19 protein-coding genes are annotated in these 19,660 nt (G+C 72.5%); 4 read left to right on the top strand and 15 right to left on the bottom strand.

Translation table 11 applies throughout. The annotated features are described in order from the left end of the window. The first annotated feature begins 11 nt into the window (after positions 1 to 11). Positions 12 to 749, top strand: coding sequence for an FHA domain-containing protein (locus tag KPF47_RS17410; protein ID WP_224389792.1), 738 nt, complete (start codon positions 12 to 14; stop codon positions 747 to 749). Then, on the top strand, positions 746 to 2,659 hold the full coding sequence (locus KPF47_RS17405; protein WP_224389791.1) for a serine/threonine-protein kinase: 1,914 nt from the start codon (positions 746 to 748) through the stop codon (positions 2,657 to 2,659). The genes KPF47_RS17410 and KPF47_RS17405 overlap by 4 nt, the downstream gene beginning before the upstream one ends. A 1-nt stretch (position 2,660) precedes the next feature. On the opposite strand, the gene KPF47_RS17400 is transcribed toward KPF47_RS17405, so the two are convergent. Then, positions 2,661 to 4,679 carry a protein meaA gene (locus KPF47_RS17400; protein ID WP_224389790.1) on the bottom strand — a complete coding sequence of 673 codons (2,019 nt, stop codon included), beginning with the start codon at positions 4,677 to 4,679 and terminating at the stop codon, positions 2,661 to 2,663. 218 nt (positions 4,680 to 4,897) lie between these two features. Here KPF47_RS17400 and KPF47_RS17395 point away from each other — a divergent pair, with 218 nt between their 5' ends. Continuing rightward, the gene (locus KPF47_RS17395; protein WP_224389789.1) at positions 4,898 to 5,230 is read left to right on the top strand and encodes a hypothetical protein; all 333 of its coding nucleotides are present in this window, start codon (positions 4,898 to 4,900) and stop codon (positions 5,228 to 5,230) included. 4 nt (positions 5,231 to 5,234) lie between these two features. On the opposite strand, the gene KPF47_RS17390 is transcribed toward KPF47_RS17395, so the two are convergent. Both KPF47_RS17390 and murA read right to left on the bottom strand, forming a co-directional pair. Then, entirely contained in the window at positions 5,235 to 6,086 is an 852-nt protein-coding gene (locus tag KPF47_RS17390) for a DUF1206 domain-containing protein (protein WP_224389788.1), read from the bottom strand. Positions 6,087 to 6,191: 105 nt separating this feature from the next. Then, the gene (murA, locus tag KPF47_RS17385) at positions 6,192 to 7,460 is read right to left on the bottom strand and encodes a UDP-N-acetylglucosamine 1-carboxyvinyltransferase (RefSeq protein ID WP_224389787.1); all 1,269 of its coding nucleotides are present in this window, start codon (positions 7,458 to 7,460) and stop codon (positions 6,192 to 6,194) included. A gap of 124 nt (positions 7,461 to 7,584) precedes the next feature. Here murA and KPF47_RS17380 point away from each other — a divergent pair, with 124 nt between their 5' ends. Next, positions 7,585 to 8,178 carry a cob(I)yrinic acid a,c-diamide adenosyltransferase gene (locus tag KPF47_RS17380; RefSeq protein WP_224389786.1) on the top strand — a complete coding sequence of 198 codons (594 nt, stop codon included), beginning with the start codon at positions 7,585 to 7,587 and terminating at the stop codon, positions 8,176 to 8,178. A 45-nt stretch (positions 8,179 to 8,223) separates the two neighbouring features. Here the strand turns inward: KPF47_RS17380 and KPF47_RS17375 are convergent, their stop codons facing one another. The 12 genes from KPF47_RS17375 to KPF47_RS40190 form a co-directional block, all read right to left on the bottom strand. Continuing rightward, the gene (locus KPF47_RS17375; protein WP_224389785.1) at positions 8,224 to 8,964 is read right to left on the bottom strand and encodes an E3 ubiquitin ligase family protein; all 741 of its coding nucleotides are present in this window, start codon (positions 8,962 to 8,964) and stop codon (positions 8,224 to 8,226) included. Positions 8,965 to 9,025: 61 nt separating this feature from the next. After that, complete coding sequence (locus tag KPF47_RS17370; RefSeq protein ID WP_224389784.1) at positions 9,026 to 9,475, bottom strand: DUF2550 domain-containing protein; 450 nt, start codon at positions 9,473 to 9,475, stop codon at positions 9,026 to 9,028. Between the two features lie 21 nt (positions 9,476 to 9,496). After that, positions 9,497 to 9,868 (bottom strand): F0F1 ATP synthase subunit epsilon, encoded by a 372-nt coding sequence (locus tag KPF47_RS17365; protein WP_224389783.1) that lies wholly within the window; start codon positions 9,866 to 9,868, stop codon positions 9,497 to 9,499. Between the two features lie 18 nt (positions 9,869 to 9,886). Further along, the gene (atpD, locus tag KPF47_RS17360; RefSeq protein ID WP_224389782.1) at positions 9,887 to 11,320 is read right to left on the bottom strand and encodes a F0F1 ATP synthase subunit beta; all 1,434 of its coding nucleotides are present in this window, start codon (positions 11,318 to 11,320) and stop codon (positions 9,887 to 9,889) included. Next, positions 11,320 to 12,318, bottom strand: coding sequence for a F0F1 ATP synthase subunit gamma (locus KPF47_RS17355; protein ID WP_224389781.1), 999 nt, complete (start codon positions 12,316 to 12,318; stop codon positions 11,320 to 11,322). Before KPF47_RS17355 ends, atpD begins: the two co-directional genes overlap by 1 nt. 12 nt (positions 12,319 to 12,330) lie before the next feature. Next, positions 12,331 to 13,968: a F0F1 ATP synthase subunit alpha gene (gene atpA, locus KPF47_RS17350; protein ID WP_224389780.1), complete on the bottom strand. Its 1,638-nt coding sequence runs from the start codon at positions 13,966 to 13,968 to the stop codon at positions 12,331 to 12,333. Between the two features lie 75 nt (positions 13,969 to 14,043). Beyond that, positions 14,044 to 14,874, bottom strand: a complete 831-nt coding sequence (locus tag KPF47_RS17345) for a F0F1 ATP synthase subunit delta (protein ID WP_224389779.1) — start codon at positions 14,872 to 14,874, stop codon at positions 14,044 to 14,046. Further along, positions 14,874 to 15,422, bottom strand: a complete 549-nt coding sequence (locus tag KPF47_RS17340; RefSeq protein WP_224389778.1) for a F0F1 ATP synthase subunit B — start codon at positions 15,420 to 15,422, stop codon at positions 14,874 to 14,876. Before KPF47_RS17340 ends, KPF47_RS17345 begins: the two co-directional genes overlap by 1 nt. 63 nt (positions 15,423 to 15,485) lie before the next feature. Beyond that, on the bottom strand, positions 15,486 to 15,731 hold the full coding sequence (locus KPF47_RS17335; protein WP_020621511.1) for a F0F1 ATP synthase subunit C: 246 nt from the start codon (positions 15,729 to 15,731) through the stop codon (positions 15,486 to 15,488). A 124-nt stretch (positions 15,732 to 15,855) separates the two neighbouring features. Further along, complete coding sequence (atpB, locus tag KPF47_RS17330) at positions 15,856 to 16,629, bottom strand: F0F1 ATP synthase subunit A (RefSeq protein WP_224389777.1); 774 nt, start codon at positions 16,627 to 16,629, stop codon at positions 15,856 to 15,858. Between the two features lie 360 nt (positions 16,630 to 16,989). Continuing rightward, complete coding sequence (locus tag KPF47_RS17325) at positions 16,990 to 17,466, bottom strand: hypothetical protein (RefSeq protein ID WP_224389776.1); 477 nt, start codon at positions 17,464 to 17,466, stop codon at positions 16,990 to 16,992. A 253-nt stretch (positions 17,467 to 17,719) separates the two neighbouring features. Further along, on the bottom strand, positions 17,720 to 19,660 hold the full coding sequence (locus KPF47_RS40190) for a hypothetical protein (protein ID WP_308015413.1): 1,941 nt from the start codon (positions 19,658 to 19,660) through the stop codon (positions 17,720 to 17,722).

Here is a 19,660-nt window from a genome sequence, read left to right as displayed (position 1 = left end):
GAGGACGGGGCGTGGACCGGATCTGCGGCGAGCAGACGTTGTACGCACGGACCCTCGAGAGCAGCGCGACGTTCGGGCCGCGACAGGGCCGTGAGGTCGTCTTCGGCCGCAACCGGCCGCTGGTGCACCTGGCGCTCGGCGTCGACGACCTGCGGATCAGCCGGGAGCACGGGCTCCTCCGCTTCGACGGCGGCCGGTGGTGGGTGCACAACGACGGCCGGACCGCGATCCGGCTGCCGTCGGGCACGGAGCTGCGTCCTGGCGACCCGCCCGTGCCGCTGGCGGCCGGCTACACGCTGCTGACCGTGCTCGGCTCCCCCGGGCGCGAGCACGCCCTGGAGGTCCGGGTGAGCGGCCCGGACCCGGGCGGCACCGGCGCCCTCCCACCCGACGCGCACACCTACGAGCCCCCGGTCTGGCCGCTGGACCCCGACGAGCGCCGGGTCGTCGTGCTGCTGGCCCGCCGCTACCTGCAGGGCGACTCCCGCCCGACACCCCAGAGCTGGCGTCAGGTCGGTGAGGGCATGCAGGCCCTCGACCCGGCGGCGGGCTGGACCCACCGACGGGCCGAGCACACCGTGCGCGCGGTCCGCGAGCGGCTCTCCGCCGCGGGCGTCGCCGGGCTGCTCGCCGAGGAGGTCGAGCCGCCGGTCGGCAACGCGCTGAACGAGAACCTCGTCGCCGAGCTCATCCGCAGCCGCACGATCACCGCCGCCGACCTCGACGCGCTCGACCGGGAGACACCGTGAGCACGGTTCTGGTCCCGGGCACCGTCGTGGCCGGGCGCTACACCGTCGGGGAGCGGCTCGGCTCCGGCGGGATGGGCGTCGTGCACCGGGCCCGGGACACCGTGCTGCAGCGCGACGTCGCGCTCAAGCAGGTGCTCCTGCCCGACGACGACGGCGACGACGGCGGGTCCGACGGGTCCGGTCCCGCGGCGACCCGGCGGCTGCGCCGGGAGGCCGCGGTCGCCGCGCAGCTGCACCACGGCCGGATCGTCACCGTCTTCGACGTCCTGGAGCTCGACGGCGGGCCGCTGCTGGTCATGGAGTACGTGCCGTCGGAGAGCCTCGCGGCGCTGCTCCTGCGGTCCGGGCCGCTGCCGTCCGGGGTCGCCGCCCGGATCGGGGCGCAGGTGGCCGAGGCGCTCGCCGCGCTGCACGAGGCAGGCATCGTGCACCGCGACGTGAAGCCCGCGAACGTGCTCGTCTCCGCCGACGGCCCGGTGAAGCTCACCGACTTCGGGATCGCGCTCATCCCCACCCAGCACCCGCACACGGTCGGCACCCTGGGCACCCCTGCGTACTTCGCCCCCGAGACCGCCCGCGGCGCGGACCCCGCCCCGCCCGCCGACGTCTACTCCCTCGGGGCCACGCTCCGGGTGCTGACCGAGGGCGAGCCGCCCTACGGCTGGGCCGAGGACAGCCCGCTGGCGCTGATCCGGCGGATCTGCGAGGAACCGGTGCCCGCCCCGTCGGGCCGGGGCCCGGTGCCCGAGCTGCTGGCCGCGATGACCGCCACCGATCCGGCGGACCGGCCGACCGCGGACGCAGCGGCGCGGGCGCTGTGGGCGCTCGCCGACCGGCCCGAGCCGGCGCCGGTCGCACCCGCCCCGGACGACGGGGCCCCGACCCGCCCCGACGACGTGACCGCCGGGCCCGACCACGGCACCCAGGACCCCCGGCCGCGACGGCGGGGGGCCCTGCTCGTCGGCACGGTCGTCGTGCTCGCCGCGGTCGCGGTCCTCGGCACGGCACTGGCGCTGCCCGACGACCGACCGGGCACCACCGCCGCCGCACCCGGCACGTTCCCGGAGTCCGTGCCCGCGCTGGCCGTCGGCGACCAGCGCACCGCCGACCCGTGCCTGGTCGACCCGGCCGTGCTGACGCCGTGGGGTGCGCCGCAGACCGTCCCCGACTACGGCGGCTTCGCCTCCTGCGACGTCGACGCCTTCCGCGAGGGCACCGACACCGTGGGGGTGTCGGTCCGCTACCAGCAGCGCACCGAGGACCCGCCGGACGGCGCGCGGGAACGTCGCGGTGAGCTCACCGTGATCCGGCGCCCGGCCGAGGGCACCGACTGCGAGCGCTACCTGTGGCTGGCCGACGGCACCCTGGTCCAGGTGCAGAGCGGGTTCGCCCCGTCGGCCGCGGCCCAGGCGGCCCCGGACCCGTGCGCGCCCGCGGAGGCGGCCGCGGCGTCGGCGGCGGCCACCCTGGCCCGCGGTGTGCCCCGCCGCACGCCGCCCACGTCGAGCGCGCTGTGGGCCGCCGACGCGTGCACCCTGCTGCGTCCGGAGGACCTGACCGTGCTGCCCGGGCCGAAACGCTCGGAGTTCTTCCGCGACGTCGCCGGCTGGCGCTGCGACTGGGACGCGGGCGACGCCGACGACGCCCTGCAGATCACCCTGTCCTTCGACCGCTACGACGACCCGCGGGGCACCGACGCCCGCGAGGTCCCGGGCACCGGCACCTGGGTGCGCGCCGACGGCGACGCCGCCTGCAACGCCGAGGTGCCCGTCCGGGACTTCGTCGGCAGCAACGGCCGCCCCATGTCGGAGGTGCTGCGGGTCAAGACCGCCGAGGGTGGCCTCGGCACCGGCGAGCTGTGCGACCTGGCCGCCCGGCTCGCCGGTGCCGCGCGCACGCGGCTGGGCTGACTCAGTCCAGCCCCTGGGACCGCCGGATCAGGGTGACGATCTCGTCCATCATCCCGGTCAGCCGGAAGTTCTTCGGCGTGAACACCGCGGCGACCCCGCCCTCGCGCAGCCGCTTCTCGTCCTCGGGCGGGATGATCCCGCCGACGACGACCGGCACCTCGCCCGCCCCGGCCTCGCGCAGCCCCTGCACGACCGCCGGCACGACCTCCAGGTGCGATCCGGACAGCACCGACAGCCCGACCGCGTGCACACCCTCCTGCACCGCCGCCGCCACGATCTGCGACGGCGTGAGCCGGATGCCCTGGTAGACGACCTCGAACCCGACGTCGCGGGCGCGCACGGCGACCTGCTCGGCACCGTTGGAGTGGCCGTCCAGGCCGGGCTTGCCGACCAGCATGCGCAGCCGCTGACCGAGCTCGTCGCCGGTGGCGCGGACCCGCTCGCGGACCTCGGAGATCTCGCCGGCGCCCTCACCGGACATGCCGGCTCCGGCCACCCCGGTCGGCGCCCGGAACTCGCCGAACACCTCGCGCAGCGCGCCCGACCACTCGCCGGTGGTCACCCCCGCCTTGGCGCAGTCGATCGAGACCTGCATGAGGTTCTGGTCGGTCTTGGCCGCGTCGCGCAGCGCCCGGAGCGCCTCGTCGACGGCGTCCTGGTCGCGGTCGGCCCGCCACGCGCGGATCGCCTCGACGGCGGCCCGCTCGGTGGCCGCGTCGACGGTGAAGATGGCGTCCGCGCCCTCGGCCTGCAGCGGGCTCGGCTCGGTCGTGTCGAACTTGTTGACCCCGACCACGACCTCCTCGCCGGACTCCAGCCGGCGACGGCGGGCGGCGAGCGAGTTGACCAGCTCACCCTTCATGTACCCGGACTCGACGGCGGCGACCGCGCCGCCCATCTCCTGCACCCGGTCGATCTCGGCGCGGGCACCCTCGACGAGCTCGGACACCTTCGCCTCCACGACCCGGGAGCCGTCGAAGATGTCCTCGTACTCCAGCAGGTCGGTCTCGTAGGCCAGCACCTGCTGCATCCGCAGCGCCCACTGCTGGTCCCACGGCCGCGGCAGGCCCAGTGCCTCGTTCCAGGCCGGCAGCTGCACCGCACGGGCCCGGGCGTCCTTGGAGAGGGTGACGGCGAGCATCTCCAGCACGATGCGCTGGACGTTGTTCTCCGGCTGCGCCTCGGTCAGCCCGAGCGAGTTGACCTGCACGCCGTAGCGCAGGCGCCGCTGCTTGGGGTTCTGCACGCCGTAGCGCTCGAGGGTGATCTCGTCCCAGAGCCTGCCCAGCGCCCGGAGCTTGCACATCTCCTCGACGAACCGGATGCCGGCGTTGACGAAGAACGAGATGCGCCCGACCACGTCGCCGAACTTCTCCGGCGGCACCTGCCCGGAGTCGCGCACCGAGTCGAGCACGGCGATCGCGGTGGACAGCGCGTAGGCCAGCTCCTGGGTCGGCGTCGCGCCGGCCTCCTGCAGGTGGTAGCTGCAGATGTTGATCGGGTTCCACTTCGGGATCTCGCCGACCGACCACGCCACCATGTCGGTGATCAGCCGCAGGCTGGGCCCGGGCGGGAACACGTAGGTGCCCCGCGACAGGTACTCCTTGACGATGTCGTTCTGGGTCGTCCCGGCGAGCTTCGCGCGGACCTCGGCGTAGTCCAGACCGGACTGCTCCGCCTGCTCCTCCGCCACGGCCACGTACAGCGCGAGCAGCCACATCGCCGGTGCGTTGATCGTCATCGAGGTGTTGGCCTCGGCGACCAGGATCCCCTCGAACAGCGTGCGCATGTCCCCGATGTGGCTGACCGGCACGCCCACCTTGCCGACCTCGCCCCTGGCGAGCTCGTCGTCCGGGTCGTAGCCGGTCTGGGTCGGGAGGTCGAAGGCCACCGACAGCCCCGTCTGGCCCTTGGCCAGGTTGCGGCGGTAGAGCTCGTTGGTCTTCTCCGCCGAGGAGTGACCGGCGTAGGTGCGGATCACCCACGGACGGTCGCGCTCACGATCGGTGGGGTACGGCACCGGGACCTCCGTGTCGTCGCGGGAGCACAGTCGGCACTGCCTGTGATGCGGACAGAGACTACTCGCCAGTAGGCGGCGACGGGGACGGAGTCGTCCCTCGTCACAGTCCACGTGTTCGGCAAAGTACGCGATCCGCACGGGAAACCGAGCGCTGGATCGGTTCACCACCCGACCGCTCGGACAGGGCGCGTCGCCCGTCCGGGTGCGACCATCGACCGATGGAGCTCGACCTGGTCCCGCGGCTCGGCGCGGTCATCGGCCTGGCGGTCGTGCTGCTGGTGCTCGGGCTGCTCCTGCGCTGGACCTACGGCCACCAGAAGCACCACGCCCTGCCCACCGACGACCCGGACGACCCGGTGGCCACCGGGCTGCTCACCGAGGTGTCCCGGGTGCCCGGCCAGGCGGCGGCCCGGGTGCTGCGCGACCGGCTCCGGTCCGAGGGCATCCGGGCGACGACCTCCCGCGCCGACGGCGGCGGCTGGGCGCTGCTGGTCTTCCCGACCGACGTGAAGGACGCGCGCGTGGTGCTCAGCCGTCGCTCGCTGGACTGAGCCCTCAGTCCACCCGGTGGTAGCGGGCGTCGAGGAAGCAGAACACCCCGTAACAGGCGATCCCGACACCCACCGCCACCAGCAGGAACACCCCGTAGGGCTGCTCGCGCAGCGCCTTGAGCGCGGCGTCCAGGCCGTTCGCGCGCTGCGGGTCGAACGTCAGCGCGGCGACACCGAGCAGGATGCCCAGGACGCCGATCGCGACCCCCTTCGCGATGTAGCCGACCTGGCCGGTGCGGGCGTTGATCCGTCGCAGGCGGGTGTCGGCGCCGGAGAGGTCCTGGTCCTCGGTGAACTGTGTCCGATAGCCGTTCCAGGCCATCACCCCGCCGCCGATCAGCACGCCCAGCCCGAGCAGCGCGGTCAGGACCTGTCCGCCCGGCAGGCCCAGCAGCCCCGCGGTCGCCCGCCCGCCACCGCCGCTGGAGGCCCGACCGCTGATCGCGGTGGTCGCCGCGGTCACGGCGAGCACGGCGTAGACGACCGCCTGCCCGCCGGCGACGACCCGCTTCGCCGTGCGCTTCGTGCCGTCGCCGATGTAGGCGAAGCCCCACACCGCCGAGACGGCCCGCCACAGGACGACGGCGGCGAAGCCGACCACCAGCACCCACAGGAACACCCGGCCCGCCGGCTCGGCCGCGATCGCCCCGAGGGCGCCGTTCTGGTCGGCCTGCCCGCCCGAGCCGAGCGCGATCTGGACCGCGAGCCACCCGATCAGCAGGTGCAGCACCCCGTTCGCGGCGATGCCGGCCCGGGCGGCGACCCGCACCGGCGTCGAGTGCGCCGCGTCCCGCGCCCCGCGACCCGCCCTGCGGCCGGCCTGCGAGACGTCGGCTACGTCGGGGGTGCTCACCATGACGGCCTCCTCGTCGATCGACGCGAAGGGTGGCACGTCACGACCCGGCCCGCCGGGCTGATGGGCCGTTCGGAGCAGCACCCACCCGGGCCGACGGCCCGGGCACTACCGCTCCGGCTCGCCCGCGACCCGCCGGATGTCGGCGCCCAGCGCGGCCAGGTTCTCCACGAACCGCGGGTAGCCGCGGTCGATGTGGGCGACGTCCCAGACCTCGGTGGTGCCCCGCGCGCACAGCCCGGCCAGCACCAGCCCGGCGCCCGCCCGGATGTCGCTGGCCCAGACCGGCGCGCTGGACAGCTCCGGGCGGCCCCGGACGACGGCGTGGTGGCCGTCGGTGCGGGCGTCGGCGCCCAGGCGCACCATCTCGTCGACGAAGCGGAACCGCGCCTCGAACACGTTCTCGGTGATCATCGAGGTGCCCTCGGCGACGGCGGACAGCGCGATCGCCATCGGCTGCAGGTCGGTGGCGAACCCCGGGTAGGGCAGCGTCACGAAGTCGACCGCCTCCGGACGGGAGGGCATCGCCACCGAGAACTCCTGCTCGGCCGTGGTGATCTCCGCGCCCGCGCTGCGGAGCTTGTCGAGCACCAGGTCGATGTGGTGCGGGTCGACGCCGCGCACGGTGATCTCACCGCGGGTCATGGCAGCGGCGAACGCCCAGGTCGCGCCTACGATCCGGTCCCCGATGACGCGGTGGGTGGTGGGCTGCAGCCCGGCGACCCCGTGCACGGTGAGGGTCGAGCTGCCGACCCCCTCGAGCTTGGCACCCATCTGCTGCAGCATCACGCAGAGATCGACGATCTCCGGCTCGCGTGCCGCGTTGTCGATCACCGTGGTGCCCTCGGCGAGCACCGCGGCCATCAGGATGTTCTCGGTGGCCCCGACGCTCGGGAAGTCGAGCCAGATCTGGGCACCGTGCAGGTCACCGGCGGTGGCCGTGACGCTGCCGTGGACGATGTCGGTGGAGGCACCGAGCTTGCGCAGGCCGTTCTGGTGCATGTCCAGCGGGCGGGAGCCGATCGCGTCACCCCCGGGGAGCGGGACGACCGCGCGACGGCAGCGCGCCACCAGGGGCCCCAGGACGCACACCGACGCGCGCAGCCTGGACACCGACCGGTAGTCGGCCTCCGCGCCCGGTTCGGCGGGCACGTCGATGTGCACGGTCGCCCCCTCGATGGCCACCGTGCAGCCCAGGCTCCGCAGGACGTCGGCCATCAGCGGCACGTCCAGGATCTCCGGGCAGTTCTCGAGCGTCGTCCGCCCCTCGGCCAGCAGCGCCGCCGCCATCAGCTTGAGCACGCTGTTCTTCGCCCCGACGACGTCGACGGACCCGCTCAGCCGGGCCCCGCCGTTGACCGCGAAATGCTCCACCACGCCCGGAACGGTAACGGGGCCGTCACAGCACCGGATGCCCACCCCGGGGCGCCCCTGACCGTTCGGACCGTCCGGCGCACCCCGGTATCTGGTCGCCGAGGCGGCGGCCCCCTAGCCTGTCGGGGTGGCGGTGCACCTGACGCGGATCTACACGAGGACCGGCGACGACGGGACGACGGCGCTGGGCGACTTCAGCCGGGTCCGCAAGACCGACGCCCGGCTGGCGGCCTACGCCGACACCGACGAGGCGAACGCCGCGATCGGGGTCGCGGTGACGGTCGGCGGGCTCGCGGACCGGGTCGTCGACCCGCTCCGCCAGATCCAGAACGACCTCTTCGACGTCGGCGCCGACCTGTGCACGCCGATCGTCGAGAACCCCGAATACCCGCCGCTGCGGGTCACCGACGGTTACGTGGCACGACTCGAGGGCTGGTGCGACGAGTTCAACCCCGAGCTGCCCAAGCTCGACTCGTTCATCCTCCCCGGCGGGACCCCCGGTGCGGCGTACCTGCACGTCGCGCGAACCGTGGCCCGGCGTGCCGAGCGCTCCGTGTGGGCACTGCTGGAGGTCGACCCGGACCACACCAACCCGCTGACCGCCCGGTACCTCAACCGCCTGTCGGACCTGCTGTTCATCCTGGGCCGGGTCGCGAACCCCGACGGCGACGTCCTGTGGCAGCCGGGCGGCCCGCACGGCGCCCCGGCCGCCGGCGCCTGACCCGTCCGGCACGGTCCGGTCCGGTCCGGTCCGGTCCGGTCCGGGTCAGGACAGCACCGCCACCAGCAGCGCGACGACGGCGCCGCAGCCGAACGCCACGGCCCGTCGCATCGCGGCGCCACTGCGGCTCCGGCTGTGCTCCAGGTGGTCGCCGCGCTCGGCGACGGTGAGCGTGAGCGGGTGGTCGGCCGCGGCGGACAGCCGTACCCGGTCCCCGGACAGCCGGGCCTGTCCCACCACGGTGAGGCGGGAGCCCGGCTCGATCCGCCACTCGGTGCGCTCCCGGGCCACCGTGGGGTCGACGAGGCGGAACAGGCCGAACTCGCGGCCCTCGCCGTCGTCGGTGACCCGGTGGCGTTCGGCGACCGGGATCTCGGTGTGCGCGTCCCGGGGGTCGACCACGATCTCCGCCCCGCCGTCGGTCAGCCGGAACGGGCGCTCCCGCCGCTGCTCGGCGACGACCTGGCGTTCCTCCCGGTCGTCCCGGCCGCGGGAGAGCGCCTCCTCGACGAACCGGAACCAGACCGAGTCGACCCCGGTCAGCGGGGCCGGACGTGCCTCGTCGTCGAGCGGCTCGACGGTGCCGGACACCGACACCACCTGGCGGAACGCCGGGGCGTCGAGCTCGTCGCGGACGGAGCCGGCCATCGCGACGAGCTCCGCGACCGTCACCGGGGTCGCGGCCAACCCGCGCGTCCAGCGCGCGTGCCCCTCCCGGGCCTCGCGGAACGAGGTCCACGCCAGCCAGCCCAGGATGCCCGCGAATGCCAGGAAGACCAGGTCCACCGACGCAGCATAGAACGGACAGAGAGGACGAATGCTCCGTAGAGCTACCGACCTCCGCCGGTCAGGACGCCTCGCGGAAGCCGTGCCCCCGGCCCGGGGGTGTGGACTCCAGCCAGGCCATGAAACCGGTACGGACCCCCGCGGACATCGCCAGCTCGACGTCGATGCCCCGCCCGCCGGCGTCGCGACCACGGCAGCGCAGCACCTCGACGGCCATCGGGATCGCGAACTCCTCCGAGCGGTGCGGCGGTCGCCGGTCGACGATCTCCAGCTCCGCCCGGTCCATGACCACGGTCGCGCCGATCCGGAAGCTGGTCAGGCGGTACCAGGCGAACCGCTCGCCCTCGTAGCGCCCGACCCCGAAGTGCCAGTCCGTGACAGCGTAACGGCGGCGCAGACACAGGTCCACGCCGCCGTTACGCATCAGTCGCACCCGCCGTACGGCGAGCCAGACCAGGGGTACGACCAGACACAGCAGCAGAACTCCGACGATCGCCGCGATGAGCTCCACTGCCGTGTCCGGTCCCCGTCGTCAGTTGGCCTCGGCCGCCCGGAGGCGGGCCTCGGCCCGGGCGATCGCCGATCTGCCCTCGTCGGTGGACGAGTCGGCGCCCTCGCGTGCGCGTCGCGCCCGCTCGACGTCGATCTCGTCCGCCTGCTCGGCGAACTCGGCCAGGATGGACACCCGCTCCGCCGACACCGACAGGAACCCGCCGTGCACCGCGATGGTGCGCTTCGAGCCGTCGGTGGAGTCGATGCGGACGACCCCGGCCTCCTCCAGCTGGGCCAGCATCGGCTGGTGGCCGGGCAGGATGCCGACCTCGCCGACCGTGGTCCGGGCGAGCACGAAGCGTGCGTCGCCCGACCACAACCGGCGCTCCACGGAGACCAGCTCCACGGTCATCTCAGCAGGCATGCGCTATCAGCCCTCGAGCTTCTTGCGGTTCTTCTCCAGGTCGTCGAGACCACCGCAGAGGAAGAACGCCTGCTCCGGGATGTCGTCGAACTCACCCTTGGCGATCTTGTCGAACGCCTCGATGGTCTCCTTGAGCGGGACCGTCGAGCCCGGCTGGCCGGTGAACTGCTCGGCGACCAGCAGGTTCTGCGACAGGAAGCGCTCGATCCGCCGTGCGCGGCCGACCAGCTGCTTGTCCTCCTCGGACAGCTCGTCGATACCGAGGATGGCGATGATGTCCTGCAGGTCGTTGTACTTCTGCAGGATCCGCTTGACCTCGTTGGCGACGCGGAAGTGCTCGTCACCGACGTACTGCGGGTCCAGGATCCGCGAGGTCGAGGTCAGCGGGTCCACCGCCGGGTAGATCCCCTTCTGGGAGATCGGCCGGGAGAGCTCGGTGGTGGCGTCGAGGTGCGCGAACGTCGTCGCCGGAGCCGGGTCGGTGTAGTCGTCCGCGGGGACGTAGATCGCCTGCATCGAGGTGATCGACCGGCCGCGGGTCGAGGTGATCCGCTCCTGCAGCTCGCCCATCTCGTCGGCCAGGGTGGGCTGGTACCCCACCGCGGACGGCATGCGGCCGAGGAGGGTCGAGACCTCCTGGCCGGCCTGGGTGAACCGGAAGATGTTGTCGATGAAGAGCAGCACGTCCTGCTCCTGCACGTCGCGGAAGTACTCCGCCATGGTCAGCGCGGAGAGCGCGACGCGCATACGGGTGCCCGGCGGCTCGTCCATCTGACCGAACACCAGCGCGGTGTTCTTCATGACGCCCGACTCGGTCATCTCCGTGATGAGGTCGTTGCCCTCACGCGTGCGCTCGCCGACTCCGGCGAACACCGAGGTGCCGCCGAAGTTCAGCGCGACACGCTGGATCATCTCCTGGATCAGCACGGTCTTGCCGACACCGGCACCACCGAACAGACCGATCTTCCCGCCGACGACGTAGGGCGTCATCAGGTCGAGGACCTTGATGCCGGTCTCCAGCATCTCGGTCTTGCCCTCGAGCTCGTCGAAGCGCGGGGCCTTCTGGTGGATCGACCGGAGGTCACCGGTGAACTGGATGCTCGGGTCGTCCAGGCAGTCACCGAGCGCGTTGAACACGTGCCCCTTGACCTGGTCGCCCACCGGCACGGAGATCGGGCGGCCGAGGTCGGTGACCTCCTGGCCGCGCACGACACCGTCGGTCGGCTGCATGGAGATGGCCCGGACCAGGTTGTCGCCCAGGTGCGTGGCGATCTCCAGGGTCAGCTTGCGCTTGTCCCCGGAGAGGTCCACCTCCAGCGTCAGCGCGTTGAGCAGGTTCGGGACCTGGTCACGCGGGAACTCGACGTCGACGACCGGGCCGGTCACCTGGACGACGCGCCCGGTGATCGGGCCGGCCGAAGTTTCGGCGGTCGTGGTCATCAGCTCTCACTTCCTGCGCTGGCGAGAGCGTCGACCCCACCGACGATCTCGCTGATCTCCTGGGTGATCTGTGCCTGGCGAGCCTGGTTGGCCTCCAGGGTCAGGCTACGGATCAGTTCGTTGGCGTTGTCCGTCGCGGCCTTCATGGCCCGCTGCCGGTTCGCCGACTCCGACGCCGCCGACTCCAGCAGCGCCGCGTAGAGGCGGGCCCCGATGTACTTCGGCAGCAGCGCGTCGAAGAGCGTGTCCGGGTCCGGCTCGAACTCGTAGAGCGGCTGGAGCCCCTTGCTCTCCGGCTGGTCCCGCTGGCTCTCGGCCGTGTCGGCGGCCCGGTCGACCTCGTCGACCGGCTTCGCCGAGGCGCTGTCGGCCGCGTACTCGACCTCGAGCGGAGCCATCCGCCGGGCCTGCGGCACCTGGGTGATCATGTTCTTGAAGCTGGTGTAGACGAGATGCAGCTCGTCGACGCCCTGGACGCCGTCCGCGTTGTCGTGGTGGTCGTCCTCGCCGGCCATGAACGCGTCGACCAGGGTCTTCGCCGCCTCGGCCGCGTGCTCGTAGCCCGGCTGCTCGGAGAACCCGGTCCACGACTCCTCGATCTCCCGGTTGCGGAACCGGTAGTACGAGACGCCCTTGCGACCGATCACGTAGAGGACCGGCTCCTTGCCCTGCTCGCGGAGCAGGGCAAGGAGCTGCTCGGCCTCCTTGAGCACGTTGGCGTTGTAGCCGCCGCACTGGCCACGGTCACTGGTGACGACCAGGACCGCGGCCCGCTTCGGCTGCTCCCGCTCGACGAGCAGCGGGTGGTCCAGCGCCGAGTTCGACGCGAGCTCCGAGAGGGTGCTCGTCATCAGCTCGGCGTACGGACGTGCCTCGTCCACCCGCGCCCGGGCCTTCGCGATCCGTGAGGTCGCGATCAGCTCCTGGGAACGGGTGATCTTCTTGATGGACTGCGTCGACCGGATACGCCGGCGCAGCACCCGGATCTGTGCCGCCATCGGGTATCAGCCTCAGTTCTTCTTGACCGTGACGGTCTCCTGCTCGACATCGTCCTCGTCGAGGGCCTTCTCGGCCTTCTCCTTGGGGACGACCGAGGAACCGTCGGAGGCGGTGAACTCGTTGCGCTTGAACTCGTCGACCGACGTGGTCAGCGTCTCGACGGCGTCGTCGGAGAGCTTCCCGGTGTCGGTGATCTCGTTCAGCGCACCCGAGGCGTGCCGGCGGGAGTACTCGCGGAACTCCGACTCGAAGCGCTGCACGTCGGCGACGGGCACCGAGTCGAGCTTGCCGGAGGTGCCCAGCCAGATCGAGACGACCTGGTCCTGCACCGAGACCGGCGCGTACTGCGCCTGCTTGAGCAGCTCGACCAGGCGCTCACCACGGCCCAGCGCGGCGGCCGAGGCGGCGTCGAGGTCGGACCCGAAGGCGGCGAACGCCTCCAGCTCGCGGTACTGCGACAGGTCCAGACGCAGCGAGCCCGACACCGTCTTCATGGCCTTGATCTGCGCCGAGCCACCGACCCGGGAGACCGAGATACCGACGTTGATCGCCGGCCGGACACCCTGGTTGAACAGGTCGGACTCGAGGAAGACCTGGCCGTCGGTGATCGAGATGACGTTGGTCGGGATGTAGGCCGACACGTCGTTCGCCTTGGTCTCGATGATCGGAAGACCGGTCATCGACCCCGAGCCGAGCTCGTCGGAGAGCTTCGCGCAGCGCTCCAGCAGACGCGAGTGCAGGTAGAAGACGTCGCCCGGGTAGGCCTCACGGCCCGGCGGGCGGCGCAGCAGCAGCGAGATCGCGCGGTAGGCCTCGGCCTGCTTCGACAGGTCGTCGAACACGATCAGGACGTGCTTGCCCTGGTACATCCAGTGCTGGCCGATGGCCGAGCCGGTGTAGGGGGCGAGCCACTTGAAGCCGGCCGGGTCGGACGCGGGCGCCGCCACGATCGTCGTGTACTCCAGCGCGCCGGCGTCCTCGAGGGACTGCCGGACACCGGCGATCGTGGAGCCCTTCTGGCCGATGGCGACGTAGATGCAGCGGACCTGCTTCGTCGGGTCGCCCGACTCCCAGTTCTCCTTCTGGTTGATGATCGTGTCGACGCAGACCGCGGTCTTGCCGGTCTTGCGGTCGCCGATCACCAGCTGGCGCTGGCCGCGCCCGATCGGGGTCATGGCGTCGATAGCCTTGATCCCGGTCTGCAGCGGCTCGCCGACGGACTGGCGGTCCATCACGCCGGCCGCCTGGAGCTCGAGCACGCGGCGGGCGTCGCTCTCGACGTCGCCGAGGCCGTCGATCGGGTTGCCCAGCGGGTCGACGACCCGGCCCAGGTAGCCCTCGCCGACCGGCACGGAGAGCACCTCGCCGGTGCGGGTGACCTGCTGGCCCTCCTCGAGGCCGGTGTAGTCGCCCAGGACGACCGCACCGATCTCGTTCTGCTCGAGGTTCAGCGCGACGCCGCGGACGCCGCCCTCGAACTCGAGCAGCTCGTTGGTCATGGCCGAGGGCAGGCCCTCGACGTGGGCGATGCCGTCACCGGTGTCGGCGACGATCCCGACCTCACGGCGGGACGTGCCGCTCTCCAGCGACGAGACGTAGCTGGAGATCGCACTCCGGATCTCCTCGGAGGAGATCGTCAGCTCTGTCATGGCTGCGTCGTTCCTTCTCTCGAACGGGGTCTTCGGGTCGTTCCGCCGGGGTCCGGCGATCGCGTCCGAAGCAGGTCAGCTGGGCAGGGATCGGCGAGCTGTGGCGAGTCGACCCGCCACGCTGCCGTCGATGACCTCGCCGCCGACCTGCACGACCAGGCCTCCGAGGAGGCTCCGGTCGAGCTCGACCTGCAGGGAGATCGTGCGGCCGTACATACGGCCCAGGGTCTCGGCGAGCTTCGTCTCCTGCTCGGAGGAGAGCTCGACGGGTGTGCGCACCTTGGCCACCGAGCGGTCCCGGCGGGCCGCCGCGAGCTCGGCGAGCTCCTCGGCGACGACGTCGAGGTGCCGGCTGCGGGGCAACCGGACCGCTTCGCGGAGCAGCGTCGCCGTCACCGGGTAGACCTTCTCGCCGAGCACCGAGTCCAGGAGCCGGACGCGGCCCTCGACGGGCCGGGCGGAGTCGCCGAGCAGGCTCGCCAGCTGCGGCTCGCGGGCCACGATCCGGCCGAACCGGAACAGCTGGTCCTCGACCTCGTCGAGGGAGCCGTTGCGGTCGGCGATCGCGATCGCCGCGCGGCGGGCCAGGCCCTCCGCACCGGTGACGAGGTCACGGGCGGTCGACCAGCGCTTGCGCGCCAGCTCGGAGACGAGGTCGACGGTCGGCTGCGAGAGCTGGCCCCCGAACAGGCGCCCGACCAGGTCCGCGCGGGCGTCCTCCGGGGAGGACGCGTCGGCCAGCAGGCGGCGGACGGAGCGCTCGGAGTCCAGGAACCGGGCCACCGCGAACAGCTCGTCCGCGGTCGTGGTCAGGTCCCGGGCCGACGCGGAGTCGGTCCAGGCGTCCAACCGCTCGGTCAGCGCCGCGAGCGACTCACGGCTGGCGGGCTGCAGGACAGCCGCCATCAGTTCGCCCCGCTCCGCTGGGCCACGCCCTGCTGGTCGAGCTCACCGAGGAACGAGTCGATCGTCGCGGAGCGACGCGAGTCGTCGGCCAGCTGCTCACGCAGCAGCCGCTCGGCCAGCTGGACCGACAGGCCACCGACCTCGTTGCGCAGAGCACGCTGGGCGGCGTCGCGCGACGCGGCCACCTGCTCCTCGCCACGGGCCTTGATGCGCGCGGCCTCGGCCTCGGCCTCCTCGCGGAGCTCGGCCTTGATCTGCTGGCCCTCGGCCCGGGCGTCGTCGCGGATGCGCGCCGCCTCGGCCCGGAGGCCGGCGAGCTGCTCCTCGTACTCCTTCTTCAGCCGGTCCGCCTGCTCCTGGGTCTCCTGAGCACGCTTGAGGCCGCCCTCGATCGCGTCGGTGCGCTCCTCGTAGAGCGACTCGAAGCGCGGGACCGCGAACTTCCAGAGCAGGAACAGCAGGATCGCGAACGCGACCACACCGAGGACGAGCTCATCGAGGTGCGGGAGAATCGGAAGCGGCTGTTCGGCGGCGAGAATCAGTTCCACCGTGTGTCCTTCCCTGACATGGCCGCCGGTACCGGGACCGGCATGAGAGTGATCTGCCGGCTCTTACTGCGCGATGAAGAAGAGCACCAGGCCGATCAGCATGACCAGCTCGGCGAGGACGAACGTGGTCCAGCCGATACCCATCAGCTGGCCGCGGGCCTCCGGCTGGCGGGCGGTGCCGCTGATGACGGCCGACCAGATCAGGCCGACGCCGATACCGGCGCCGATGGCCGAGGCGCCGAACCCGATGGCCGCGAGGCCCGGGTTGATGTTGGCGGCTTCCTGGGCCAGAACCTGGGTGACGTTCACTTCGGGTTTCCTTCCGTCGGGTCCGCGGGATGCGGGTCGTTCGGTGTATCGGCCCGGACGGGCCGGCGGATGAAGCAGGTGGTGCGAGCGCGGTGCCGGCGGCACCGGGGTCTCGGTCGTGCGGTCAGTGGTCCTCGGAGATCGCCGCGCCGATGAAGACGGCGGCGAGCAGCGCGAAGACGTAGGCCTGGATGACCTGGACCAGCGCCTCCAGGAACGTGAACGCGATCCCGGCGGCGAACACCACCGGGGACGCGATGACGAGTGCGGAGCCCGCCGACACCAGGAACGCCGCACCCACGGCGGTCAGGGCGAGGATGAGGTGGCCGGCGAACATCGCGGCGAACACACGCAGTGCCAGCGAGAGCGGCTGCACCAGGAACTTCTGCAGCAGCTCGATCACGATGATCAGCGGCGCGATGAAGACCGGGACGCCCGGCGGGAGCGCGGCGTGCTTGATGTAGCCCAGGAACCCGTGCTTCTTGAACCCGGCGTAGTGGTAGAAGACGTAGACGAACAGCGCCAGCGCGATGGGGAACCCGATCCGCGACAGCGTCGGGAACTGGATCACCGGGATGATCGCGAAGATGTTGTTGACCAGGATGAAGCTGAACAGGCCGAGGATCAGCGGGATGTAGCGCTTGAAGTCCTCGGAGCCGATCTGGTCACGCGCCATCGTGTTGCGCGGGATGTTGTAGAAGGACTCCAGCCCGAACTGGAACCGGCTCGGCACGATGGACAGCTTCCGCGTGCCCAGCGTGAAGACCGCCGCGACGATGATCAGCGACAGGACCGCCAGCACCATCGGCTTGGTGACGGCGCCGAAGATCGGCGGGTACTCGAACAGACCTGCGCCGGGCGGAGTGAACTCCTCGGCCGCCAGTACCAACGTGCCCAATGGGGGTCCTTCCGGTGCTCCCGTCCCGCATCCACGCGAAACGGGGGATCGCCTGCAAGGTGCCTCGTGATGCGATGTCGTTCCGGGCGGCCGGGTCGAAACACCGGAAGTCACCCACATCGCCTACGTGGCGGATGCTATCAGCCGTACTTCTACACGATGTCGGGGGCTCGTACGCACCTCACCTGCGCGTTCGTCCGACGAAACGATCTTGGTCGGGGCCGGTGCGTCGCCCCCGGTGATTCATCGTTAACCCGCCCGCGGGTCGCCGTCCGGCCATCCGCCGGACGGCCCCGCGCGTCCCCGCCGCAGCGCCCCAGCCCCTGGCAGGACCGGACGAAACGGTCGTGGATCCCCAGGTCAGACATCCGGGGACCCCGGATCGGTGCCGATCAGGATCTGGAGCTTCTGCCCGGCCCAGGCCTCCGCAGCGGTCGTCGTGATGAAGACGACGAGCATCGTGACGGCCAGTGACATGCGGTGCAGCCCCGTCACACCCCCGAGGGTGAACAGCGCGAGCAGAAGGATGATGGCCTTCATCGCGAGACCGCCGAATGCGGCGAGCATCACAGCGCCGGGCTCGAGGTGGGTCGTCCGCAGCATCAGCACCGGCGTGAGCAGTGCCGATCCGGTGGCCAGCAGGCCGCCGAGGGCCGCAGCCGACAGCCCGGGCAGCCCCGCCGCCAGGACCCCGCCGATGCCGCAGACCAGCGTCGTGGCCACGCCCACCAGGGCGGCACCGCGGGCCATCGACCCCGACAGCCGTCGCACGACCTGCGCCTGACCGAGCGCGGGGCCGTCGTACTCCACGGTCCCCCAGCGGTCCCATCGCCACATGGTGCGTCCGCCTTCCCGCTCGCCGGCCGCCCCACCAGCGGGTACGGCTCCACGGACACGGTAACCGGCGTCTCCGGCGCACCGACCGGCACCGTCCTTCGCGGTGTCCCGTGCCACCCGGCCGCGGTCGACAAGTACCTGAGAGCTGTTCGACGGTGGTCCGACAGCACTCGGGCACTTCTCGAGGTGCTCGGCGGGGCGGGCCCGATCCGTGAGCGCCGACACCTCTCCCCTGGGCCAGGGTCGGCGCAGGTCAGGCGTCGCGGTCGCGGGCGCGGTGGTGTGCGGGAGTGGGCACGGTCGGCTGGTCCGGCCCCGGCTCCGGCTCCGGCTCCGGCGTCGCGGCGGGGTGGGCGCGGTGACCGGTGCCGCGCGGGTGCTGCGGGCGGTCTGGAGTCGGCCCCGGGCCGGTCGGGTCCGGCGCCGTCGGTCGGACGGCTGTGCTGCGCGCCATCCGCGGACGGGCGGCGACGGGCCGGGGCGGAGGCGGTGCGGTGGGCGGCGAGGCGTCGGACGGGGTCGTCGGGCCGCGGTGTTCCGGCCCCCCGGTCGGGGCGCTCGCGAGCCCGGATCCTGTAGGACCGGGACCGGAGCCGGGGCCAGGGCCGGGGCCGGGGCCGGTCCCGGAGCCAGGGCCAGGGCCAGGGCCGGAGCCGGAGCCGGCGGGCGCAGGTCCCGCAGCACCGGGGACCACCGGTCCCCCGGAGCCGGCGGGCGCGCGTCGCGCCCCGGTCCGCGACGGGCCACGCGGGCCGGTCGGCCGGTGCGCGCCCCGCGTCCACGGCGCAGGCCCACCGGGTGCGTCCCCACCCGAGGTGTCCCGCTTCGACGGGACCCGGCCGGACGCGGTCCCACCCGGTACGCCCCTGCCCGGCACGGGCGCCGCCGCGGTGTGGCCCGGCGGTCCGGGGCCCTCCACGACCGGGCCGCCGGCGGACGACCGGGCGGGTGCCCCGCGCTCGGGCCCGGTGTCCGGGAGGTCGTCGGTCGAGGCGATCGACGTCCCACCGGCGGACGCCGGTGTCGCGGCGGCGGTGCGGGTCCTCGACCGGTGCGGGACCGCCGAGGCCACGAAGGCCACCACCAGCGCGATCCCGGTCGCGGCGAGCACCAGACCGGTGCGCGGGACCAGCGCGAGCGCGACCGCACCGAAGGCGATGACCGCGACCCACAGGTAGACCAGCAGCACCGCGCGCCGGTGGCTGTGGCCCACCTGCAGCAGGCGGTGGTGCAGGTGCATCTTGTCCGGGCTGAACGGGCTGGTCCCGGCGCGGGTGCGGCGCACGACCGCCATCAGCAGGTCCAGCGACGGAATGAAGACGATGCCGACGAGCACGACGACCGGCGAGATCAGCGCCAGGATGTCGGTGGTCGAGCCCCCGTCGCCCAGCGGGATCCGGCCGGACGCACTCGTCACGGCGGCGGCCAGCATGACCCCGACCATCATCGAGCCGGTGTCGCCCATGAAGATCCGGGCCGGGTGGAAGTTGTGCGGCAGGAACCCCAGGCAGGATCCGGCGAGCACGACCGCGAGCAGCGCGGGGACGAACGCCGCGGGGTCGTTGCCGTTCTCGCCGATCAGCCCGACGCAGAACACGGCGGTCGCGAGCGTGGTGAGCAGTCCGATGCCCGCCGCGAGCCCGTCGAGCCCGTCGACGAAGTTCATCGCGTTGACCAGGACCACGGTGACGAGCACCGTCAGCAGCACCGACTGGCTCTGGCCGAGCGAGAGCAGCGACCCGGTCAGGAAGGCGTCGCCGCCGATCGGGATCCAGATCGTCAGCCACTGCACGCCGTAGAGGACCAGCAGTCCCGCCGCGGTGACCTGCGCGGCGAACTTCGTCAGCGCGTCGAGGTCGTAGCGGTCGTCGAGCATCCCGACGCCGACCAGCAGCCCGGTCGCGACGACCACCCCGACGACCTCGGTGCTCTGCTCGAAGTAGGCCAGCCGCAGGGCCGGGAGCTGCAGCGACAACAGCAGCCCGGCCAGCACGCCACCGAACATCGCGAGTCCGCCCCACCGCGGGGTCGGGGTGACGTGCACGTCCCGTCCCCGCGGCCAGGCCACCGCGCCGGCCTTCAGGGCCAGCATCCGCACCGGGCCGGTCAGCAGCAGCGTGACGACGGCGGCGACCAGCCCGACGAGCAGGAGCTCCCGGATGGGGAGTCCGTAGGTGAACTGGTCAGTCGGCAC

The organism is Pseudonocardia sp. ICBG1293 (genome assembly GCF_020131355.1).
GTDB lineage: Bacteria > Actinomycetota > Actinomycetes > Mycobacteriales > Pseudonocardiaceae > Pseudonocardia.
The sequence above is the reverse complement of the archived record's forward strand: the minus strand, read 5'-3'. Positions and strand labels throughout refer to the sequence as shown.